General features: G+C 58.2%; 2 protein-coding genes. Both read right to left on the bottom strand.

Annotation, left to right across the window (positions count from 1 at the left end):
• Positions 1-55 precede the first annotated feature (55 nt).
• A complete protein-coding gene (gene istB / locus WBR68_RS31100) occupies positions 56-847 on the bottom strand; it encodes an IS21-like element helper ATPase IstB (protein WP_054458908.1) in 792 nt (263 codons plus the stop codon).
• Positions 837-2,363 (bottom strand): IS21 family transposase, encoded by a 1,527-nt coding sequence (gene istA, locus WBR68_RS31105; RefSeq protein ID WP_230696232.1) that lies wholly within the window; start codon positions 2,361-2,363, stop codon positions 837-839. Before istA ends, istB begins: the two co-directional genes overlap by 11 nt.
• Positions 2,364-2,468 lie beyond the last annotated feature (105 nt).

Consider the following 2,468-nt stretch of genomic DNA (forward strand, 5'->3'; position numbering starts at 1 on the left):
TTGTTGGTTTGCACTGAAAACTGACCCAGCGTTTGCATCGAAAACTGACCCAGCCCTAATTTGATTGGGTCAGGGTTGCTACAGATTTGGCTGTTTTACGCTCCTTTTTGGGCTGTGTGCTGCTGTTTTTGAATCGGTAGCTGTCGTTGCCGGTCTCGACGATATGGCAGTGGTGGGTGAGTCGGTCGAGCAACGCAGTCGTCATTTTTGCGTCCCCAAATATGTTTGCCCATTCAGCGAAGCTGAGATTGGTGGTGATGATGAGGCTGGTGTGCTCGTAGAGCTTGCTGATGAGGTGGAACAGCAGCGCGCCGCCGGCTTGGCTGAATGGCAGATACCCGAGTTCGTCGAGAATAACGACGTGCGAGTGCATGAGCCGGTGGGCGAGGTGTCCAGCTTTGCCGGCCTGCTTCTCGAGTTCCAACGTATTCACCAACTCGATCGTGGAGAAGAAGCGAACTCGGCGACGCAGGTGTTCGATGGCGTGAACCGCGAAGGCCGTCGCCAGATGCGTCTTGCCGGTGCCAGGGCCGCCAACTAATACGACATTGTGAGCGGGTTCGATGAACTCGCCGCGGTGCAGTTGCCGAACGAGGGCTTCGTTGACCTCGCTGCATCCGAAGTCAAAGCCTTGTAAGTCTCGATATGCTGGGAACTTGGCCACCTTCATCTGATAGGCAATAGATCGCACCTCTCGCTCGGTAAGCTCGGCCCGTAGAAGCTGGCTCAAGATGGGAGAACAGCTCTGGTATGCCGGAGAGTCTTGCTGCACGAGGTCGGTGAGCGCTTGAGCCATACCGTGCAGCTTGAGCGCCTTCAAGCGCTCGATCATGAGTTCATGCTGCATGACGTGGCTCCTGAGTGCGGAGGGTATCGTAGCGGCCGACGTTCGCCTCGGGTTCGACTGTGAGCGAGAGCGCTTGGGGCGCCGTCAGCGGCGGTAGCGGTGTGCCGTCGAGCAGTCGGCTCAATATGTTGAGAATGGTTTGCTTAGATGGCGTACCGGCCTCCAGCGCTAAGGTCACTGCGGCGAGGACCAGTTGCTCGTCATGCAACAAGACCAACGACAGGATCTCCACCATCTCTCTATCCCCGCCAGCGTGAGGCAGAAGCAGTGCCTGAAGTTGGCGAAATGCTTCCGGCAACGCCGTGAACGGCGCCCCATTGCGCAGCGCGCCAGGCTTGCGTTGCAGCACGGCGAGATAATGCCGCCAGTCGTAGAAAGTGGCACCACGGTCATGGCGCCGGTTGATGTGGCGAGGATGCTGCGCGATGACGTGACCTTCGGCGACGACAACGAGGCGATCCGCATAGACCCGCAAACTCACGGGCAGGTTGGCGTAGGAAGCGGGGACGCTATAGCGGTCACGCTCGAAGGCGATCAAGCATGTGGGGGAAACGCGCTTGGTGTGTTCCACAAAGCCGTCGAACGGCTGGCCAACAGGCATCAGAAATGGGCGTTCCTCGGACCATATCTGCCAGATGCTCTGGTCACATGCCGGATGGCGTATCTGTTGCCACAGCCTGACGCACTCGTCGGCCAACCAGTCGTTAAGCGCTTCCAAGCTCGAAAAGTGGGGCAGGCGTTGCCAGATCCGCCTCCGGCTATCCTGCACGTTCTTCTCGATCTGTCCCTTCTCCCAGCCTGACGCGGGGTTGCAGAACTGCGCATCAAACAAATAGTGGCTGACCATGCTGGAGAATCTGGCGTTGACCTCGCGCGACTTGCCGCGGCCGACTCTATCCACAGCGGTCTTCATGTTGTCGTAGATACCTCGACGCGGGATGCCTCCCCAAGCCACAAAAGCATGATGGTGAGCATCGAACAGCATCTCATGCGTCTGGAGCCAATAGGCGCGCAGGAAGAAGGCGCGACTGTGGCAAAGCTTGAACTGCGCGATCTGGAGCTTGGTGCGCTCGCCGTTGATCACCGCACTGTCCTCGCTCCAGTCAAACTGAAAGGCGTCGCCAGGTGGGAACGTCAATGGCACGAATGTGCCCCGTCCTGAAGTCTGAGAGCGCTCCTGTTGTTCCTGTCGCCATCGCCGCGCGAAAGCAGCGACACGGTCGTAAGAGCCCGTATAGCCTAGTGAGCAGAGATCCTGGTGCAGCTGCAATAGCGAGCGTCGCTGCTTGCGTGTGCGGTTGGCCTCGGCCTTGAGCCATGCCGAGAGCTTCTCCGCATAGCCGTCTAGAACGGTAGGCCCAGCCGCACGGCTGTAGGTTGGTTCAATGGTGCCCGAGCGCAGATAGCGTCGCACCGTGTTGCGCGATATGCCAAGTCGCTTGGCAATCTCTCGTAAAGAGACATGATCACGCAAGTGCCAACGGCGAATAATGCTGAGAAGAGCCACGTCGATCACTCCTGTCTCCTGCACGGGTACCGAGCAGGATAGTGTTCACGAGGTGGGTCAGAATTAGATGCAAATCAAACGTAAAAGTGGGTCAACTCTGCCTGCAAATCAACA

Source organism: Achromobacter sp. JD-1 (genome assembly GCF_038594925.1).
In the GTDB taxonomy this organism is placed as follows: domain Bacteria; phylum Pseudomonadota; class Gammaproteobacteria; order Burkholderiales; family Burkholderiaceae_B; genus Achromobacter; species Achromobacter spanius_C.

What these genes read in the sequence shown, in the direction of transcription:
- istB (WP_054458908.1), bottom strand. Translation starts at nt 847, where the DNA reads ATGCAGCATGAACTCATGATCGAGCGCTTGAAGGCGCTCAAGCTGCAC.